The sequence below is a fragment of the Neobacillus muris genome, from assembly GCF_943193175.1.
Classification (GTDB): domain Bacteria; phylum Bacillota; class Bacilli; order Bacillales; family Cytobacillaceae; genus Neobacillus; species Neobacillus muris.
On the sequence record NZ_CALPDF010000033.1, the window covers coordinates 46,957 to 53,310 of the forward strand.

Genomic DNA, 6,354 nt, shown 5'->3' on the forward strand with positions numbered 1-6,354 from the left:
GCCTTCCGTTATTTTCTCTCTCTAGCGAAAATCTTGATTGGCGTTCCTTCAAAACCAAATGCATCCCTAATTCGATTCTCAAGGAACCGCTCATATGAAAAATGCAATAACTCAGGTTCATTTACAAAGATGACAAATGTAGGTGGTTTTACGGCTACTTGAGTTGTATAGTAAATTTTCAGCCGCTTCCCTTTATCTGTTGGTGTTGGATTCATGGCCACAGCGTCCATTATGACATCATTAAGCACACTTGTCTCTACACGCATGGAATGATTATCACTGGCCATATTTATCATTGGCAGCAGGGTATGAATCCGCTTTTTCGTTTTGGCTGATAAAAAGACAATCGGCGCATAGGATAGATACAAGAAGTGGTCCCGGATTTTTTGTTCGAATTCCTTCATTGTTTTCTCATCTTTTTCTATGGCGTCCCATTTATTGACAACAATGACTACAGCCCGCCCTGCTTCATGTGCATATCCGGCAATTTTTTTGTCCTGCTCAATAATTCCCTCCTCTGCATTTAGAACCATAAGGACGACATCAGAACGTTCAATCGCTCTTAATGCACGGAGTACACTATATTTTTCGGTATTCTCATACACTTTTCCTTTTTTTCGAATACCGGCTGTATCTATAATGACAAATTTTTGTCCATTATATGTATACGGTGAATCAATGGCATCCCGTGTTGTACCGGCAATATCGCTGACAATTACTCTTTCTTCCCCTAAAATCGCGTTAACAAGTGATGATTTCCCAACATTAGGACGTCCAATTAATGAAAACTTAACCACATCATCTTCATACTCGTTTTGTCCAATTTTAGGGAAATGCTTAGCGGCAGCATCCAATAAATCTCCCAAGCCAAGTCCATGTGATCCTGAAATAGGAATAGGCTCACCAAATCCTAGGGCATAAAAATCGTAAATGAGATCCCGCATCTCAGGATTATCAATTTTATTAACCGCTAAAACGATTGGCTTTTTGGACTTGTATAATATTTTCGCCACTTCTTCGTCGGCAGCCGTAACACCTTCTCTGCCATTTGTCAAAAAGATAATCACATCCGCTTCGTCTATGGCAACTTCTGCCTGCTGGCGAATTTGTTCTAAAAACGGCTCATCTCCAATATCAATCCCGCCAGTATCAATGATATTAAAATCATGCGTCAGCCATTCCCCAGAACTATATATACGATCGCGTGTTACGCCAGGTACATCTTCAACAATTGAAATTCTTTCACCAACAATCCTATTAAAAATAGTGGATTTTCCAACATTCGGTCTTCCGACAATGGCAATAACCGGTTTAACCATTCGAATCGCCATCCTTTCTGCCTGTATTTAAGCGCATGGCTTAAGAAAGAACCCTTCTTTTCGTTAGAAGGGATAACTTTTATTATCTTAGCAAATCTTAATCGACTCCTGCAATGATAATATTTTACGACGACTTGTGCTTGGCTTTTTCCTGAAGGTGAAAAAAATTTTGCAGCACTGCCCCAGCATGTTCAAGCAGACTCCACCCAGATAGTAAAAGGGCCGTTAATGAGAGGACATTTAAATAGCCAAATGCCCCTATTTCATAAGGAAATTCCAAGCCAGTTACTATATAGGCATAGAAAATATCTCCTTGCATCATCCCGCAGACCACAATTAATAATCTTCCTTTTATCGTCTTTTGCAGCAAGCAGCTCAAGCAACCAATGAGGATTGCCAACATCCATTCTCTTTTAAACTTAATCCAAATAGGATCGAAGATTTCAAACAATTGAAAAGTAATATAGGAAATTGAAACAATTAATGAACATATGGAATAATAGATTATGCTGTTCATTTTTTCTTTACTAATCTCCCAATAAGCAGTCACTAATAAAAATAATCCACCTAAAAATACTTTATAATGGCCAATAAAAAAGTAACTATTTGAAACAATAATGGTGATCAAAATGAAGGCAGCCAATTTTGTCCGATAAGGATTTTGTTTATTTTCGATAAAGGTCAGATAGATCCAAAACAGCCAGAAGACCCAGTAAAACATATTACCCTCCATTCCACACACACCTCCTATTATTTTCATTATTGGTTGCCACTATGTATTTTCATACCTTGAATAATATTTAAAGAGAGAATCATTCTATAAACAGGAGGTGTGGAGGATGGGTAAGGACCGTCAAGAAAAAAAGCAGAGAGAAAGCGCCAGAGCCGGAAAAGACCGGGACCAAGCATTGCATTTTTCAGGTTCAACTAAGATGTCAAGTCCGGAAGAAGCAAGGGATTTAAATAACGGGAAATATGATATGTAAGAGTGAAATGTACCTCTGCAAAGCAAAAGAGGATGACCGGAGTCATCCTCTTTTGCTTTGAATTGAACGTTGACTATAGCCTTTTGTATCGATACCTCTTTGATTCAGCCAATGATACGTTTCTCCTGTAATTAAAAGCGGGGTTTTTTTTAAATCAGAAATGGTTTTTGCACCTAAGGCTGTCATGATTAGCACCATTTCATGATGCAGAGAATCGATTTCCTCCCTCAATCTGTCAATTCCTTCTTTGACCAGGATTTTTAGGAAATACCCTGCAACACCAATGGCATCAGCCCCTAAAGCCAGTCCTTTAACGATATCCAAACCGCTGTTGAATCCGCCTGAACCTATAATGGTCATTTGACTTGAAACAGAGGATGCCTCAATAATCGATACAGGAGCAGGGATGCCCCAATCAATAAAAAACGGCAATATCTTTTTCCGCCGCTTATTTTCGATCTCAGCAAAATTGGTTCCGCCAAAGCCTCCGACATCTGCCATTGTCACTCCTGCTGAGATTAACGCCCTTACCGTTTCCAGTGACATGCCAAATCCAACTTCTTTTACAATGACAGGTATATCGAGACCCTTAACGATCATTTCAATTCTTTTTAGCGCCCCTGAAAAATCTCGGTCGCCTTCCGGCATTGTCAGTTCTTGTATGACATTTAAATGAATTTGCAGAGCATCCGCTTCAATCATTGCTGCTGCAGCTTTTGCATCATCCACTGTTGCTTCACTGCCAAGGTTCGCGATGATGATCCCGGAAGGATTCTCTTTGCGAATAACTTCGTACGTATACCTTTGGGTTTGATCCTTCAGTGCAGCCGTTTGAGAGCCGACAGCCATTGCAAGTCCTGTTTCTTTTGCTGCCATCGCCAGCTGCTGATTAATCTGATAGGTTTTCTCACCGCCGCCGCCTGTCATTGCATTGATAAAAATTGGCGAACTTAAAGAAAGTCCGCCAATGGAGTGGTTTAACCGAACATCCAAAACACTGATATCTGGTAAGCTCTGGTGAATAAATTTAATATCGTCAAAAGCAGATGAGCTTTTCTGCCCAGTTTCAAGGGCATAACGGATATGTTCCCACTTACGTTCGGTTCTAGACACGATCAATCACCATTATTTTCCTAGATTCTTTAATTTATCTCCAATGACTTCTCCTAATTGGAAGCCTTTTGACTCTTCTGGAAGCTCATAATCCACATTCTCTTCCGCTTCTTTTTCGAGAAGGTCCTTGATGCTTAGTGAAAGGCGTTGTTCTTGTTCATTGGCATCAAGCACTTTCACCTGCACCTCTTGGCCTTCTTTCAATACTTCATGAGGAGTGGCAATATGTTTATGGGAAATTTGGGAAATATGGACAAGTCCTTCTACTCCTGGAAAAACTTCAACAAAGGCTCCATAGGAAACCAATCGCTTCACAGTACCCGTTAAAACGCTGCCTTTAGGAGCTTTTTCGGAAATATTTGTCCATGGTCCAGGGAGAGTATCTTTAATCGATAAAGAAATCCGCTCGCTTCCACGATCCACATTTAAAACTTTAACTTGTACTTTCTGTCCTTCGTGAACAACATCAGAAGGCTTATTAACATGTTCATGGGATAATTGGGAAACATGAACAAGTCCATCAATTCCGCCAATATCAACGAATGCGCCAAAATCGGTAATTCGTTGTACGGTGCCTTCAATCACTTGCCCCGGTTCTAAGGCATCCAAGCGGCTTTGCTTTTGTTTGCCCTTTTCTTCTTCAACCACAGCACGGTGTGAAAGGATTAAACGGTTCTTTTCTTTATCCAGCTCGACAATCTTGAAAGTAAGGGTACGCCCTTTATAATCACTGAAGTCTTCCACGAAGAAGGTTTCCACCAAGGAAGCTGGCACGAATCCACGTACTCCAAGATCAACCACTAAACCGCCTTTTACAACATCCTTAACTTCCGTTTCGATAATTTCTCCAGTTTGGAATTTTTCTTCCAAGCTATCCCAAGCTTTTTCAGCATCTACTTTTCTTTTGGACAGGACCAATGCTTCTTCCTCTACTTTCACTACTGAAAGCTCTAATTCATCCCCTTCAGAAACAACATCAGAAGCTTTTTCAATGTGCAAGCTTGACAATTCACTAATCGGAATAATGCCATCCAATTTGCTGCCTTGAATATCAACAAGCACCTGTTTTTCCTCCACTTTGGTTACTTGTCCTGTTACTTTGTCGCCAATTTCAAAATTTCTTACTTCTACTTGATTCATCTCTTCAGACATATGTAATCCTCCTTAATCCTACTGCAAATCCTATTCAAACCGCGAATTGCCTTCTCAGCCTCATAAGAATATATACGAACAAAAAAAGAAATGTTCATATACCTCTCCTTATTCGAACCTGCCTATTTGGCAATTCATTAGGCTGCTAATATCATAATAAGTGCAGAATTTATCAATGAATTCTGACTAGACAAAAAAGAATCTCAATTATTAACTTCTTATAAATAAGCTATTTTGTCAAGCAGAAGCTATCGATACTCTTTAATAAGTTTATGAATTTCTGACATAATTAATTCAGTCACTTCTTCAGGAGATGCTTTGGATGCCCGCATCTCATCCATCTCTATTGGCTTTCCAAATACAACTTTCAACTTGTGAAATGCTTTGTAGGGACCAATGACGGCACAAGGAATAACTGCACAATTCGATCTGAGTGCAAAGAAACCTGCCCCCGCCAGACCTTTCCCTAATTCCCCCGTTTTGCTTCTTGTTCCTTCCGGAAAAAGCCCTAAAACATGGCCATCCTTTAAAACGCTCATTCCTTTTCTGAGTGCTTCCCGGTCACTCATGCCTCTTTTTACAGGGAATGCCTTGCACTTCCTTACAATATTCCCCAGGACTGGAACACGAAAGATTTCTTCTTTTGCCATAAAATGAATCGTTCTTGGTGCTGAAATTCCAACCACAATCGGATCAAAATTATGAATATGATTGGTGCATAAAAGCACCCCTTGTTCCTTTGGGACATTTTCCTTTCCAATTACTTCAATTCTGTACAATGGCTTAAAAACCGAATTCACTGCGGCCCTTGCAAATGTATAAAATTCCAATCTACCCAATCCTTTCTTCCACAAGCCTCATAATGGTTTCGACTACATCTTGAATGGTCATGGAAGTGGTATCGATTTCGATCGCATCATCTGCTTTTTTTAGCGGTGCAGCTTCCCGTTCAGAATCTATTTTGTCTCTTCGGGCAATTTCCTGTTTTAATTTTTCTAAATCTGATTCATATCCTTTTTGCAAATTTTCATGATGCCTCCGCAATGCACGTTCCTCAACACTGGCGAGCAAAAACACCTTTACTTCGGCGTCAGGCAGGACATGGGTTCCAATATCTCTTCCATCCATAACGACCCCGCCCCCTTTTGCAAAAGCTTGTTGGCGTCTCACCATTTCCTCACGTACTCTTTTATGTTTAGAAACAATTGACACAGAGTTAGTGACATCGCTTGTTCGAATCGCTTCTGTAACATCTTGTTGGTCCAAATAAACTAATTGTCCGGTTTTTGACGGAAGCAGTTCAATGCTTGTGGTTAAGAGCATTTCTATTAAGGTATCCTCATCCTCTAGGTTAACCTTATTTTTAATCGCTTTATAGGTTAACGATCGATACATCGCACCTGTATCAATGTAAATATACGATAATTTTTCTGCTACAATCTTTGCTACTGTGCTTTTCCCAGCCGCTGCTGGACCATCAATAGCAATTGATATTCTATTATCCATAAATCCTCCTTGTTTTGATCCACTCATAGGTTGTCTCCTATTTATTTTACCATAATTTACGGATTACCTTTGATTTTTAACCGTGTAAAAAAGATAATTTTATTAATTTTTTTATTGTGCGATCCGTTTGGTTCTCAAGTGATTCCGATAACCTATGATCAAAAAAAAGCAGCTTCCTGCTTTACAGATTGTAGAGAAAGCGTATTTTTCTCGGCAATTTTTTATTATCACAGAATCTAAATACCAAATTTATTGATTGTCCATGCAAATGGGCCTGT

At 39.6% G+C, this 6,354-nt stretch carries 7 protein-coding genes; 1 reads left to right on the top strand and 6 read right to left on the bottom strand.

Translation table 11 applies throughout. The features are described from left to right. Nucleotides 1-8: 8 nt before the first annotated feature. Both der and NFS43_RS18140 read right to left on the bottom strand, forming a co-directional pair. Nucleotides 9-1,319, bottom strand: coding sequence for a ribosome biogenesis GTPase Der (der, locus tag NFS43_RS18135; RefSeq protein ID WP_251554179.1), 1,311 nt, complete (start codon nucleotides 1,317-1,319; stop codon nucleotides 9-11). Between the two features lie 124 nt (nucleotides 1,320-1,443). After that, nucleotides 1,444-2,052 (bottom strand): YphA family membrane protein, encoded by a 609-nt coding sequence (locus NFS43_RS18140; protein WP_251554180.1) that lies wholly within the window; start codon nucleotides 2,050-2,052, stop codon nucleotides 1,444-1,446. 106 nt (nucleotides 2,053-2,158) lie between these two features. On the opposite strand from NFS43_RS18140, the gene NFS43_RS18145 reads away from it, so the two are divergent. After that, complete coding sequence (locus NFS43_RS18145) at nucleotides 2,159-2,305, top strand: YpzI family protein (RefSeq protein ID WP_251554181.1); 147 nt, start codon at nucleotides 2,159-2,161, stop codon at nucleotides 2,303-2,305. Nucleotides 2,306-2,347: 42 nt separating this feature from the next. On the opposite strand, the gene fni is transcribed toward NFS43_RS18145, so the two are convergent. The 4 genes from fni to cmk all read right to left on the bottom strand — a co-directional run bounded on the left by fni (nucleotide 2,348) and on the right by cmk (nucleotide 6,076). Then, the gene (fni, locus tag NFS43_RS18150; RefSeq protein ID WP_251554182.1) at nucleotides 2,348-3,418 is read right to left on the bottom strand and encodes a type 2 isopentenyl-diphosphate Delta-isomerase; all 1,071 of its coding nucleotides are present in this window, start codon (nucleotides 3,416-3,418) and stop codon (nucleotides 2,348-2,350) included. Between the two features lie 12 nt (nucleotides 3,419-3,430). Next, nucleotides 3,431-4,570 (bottom strand): 30S ribosomal protein S1, encoded by a 1,140-nt coding sequence (gene rpsA, locus NFS43_RS18155; RefSeq protein WP_251554183.1) that lies wholly within the window; start codon nucleotides 4,568-4,570, stop codon nucleotides 3,431-3,433. Nucleotides 4,571-4,818: 248 nt separating this feature from the next. Beyond that, on the bottom strand, nucleotides 4,819-5,400 hold the full coding sequence (locus NFS43_RS18160; RefSeq protein WP_251554184.1) for a lysophospholipid acyltransferase family protein: 582 nt from the start codon (nucleotides 5,398-5,400) through the stop codon (nucleotides 4,819-4,821). A gap of 1 nt (nucleotide 5,401) precedes the next feature. Beyond that, entirely contained in the window at nucleotides 5,402-6,076 is a 675-nt protein-coding gene (gene cmk / locus NFS43_RS18165) for a (d)CMP kinase (protein ID WP_251554191.1), read from the bottom strand. Nucleotides 6,077-6,354: the final 278 nt, after the last annotated feature.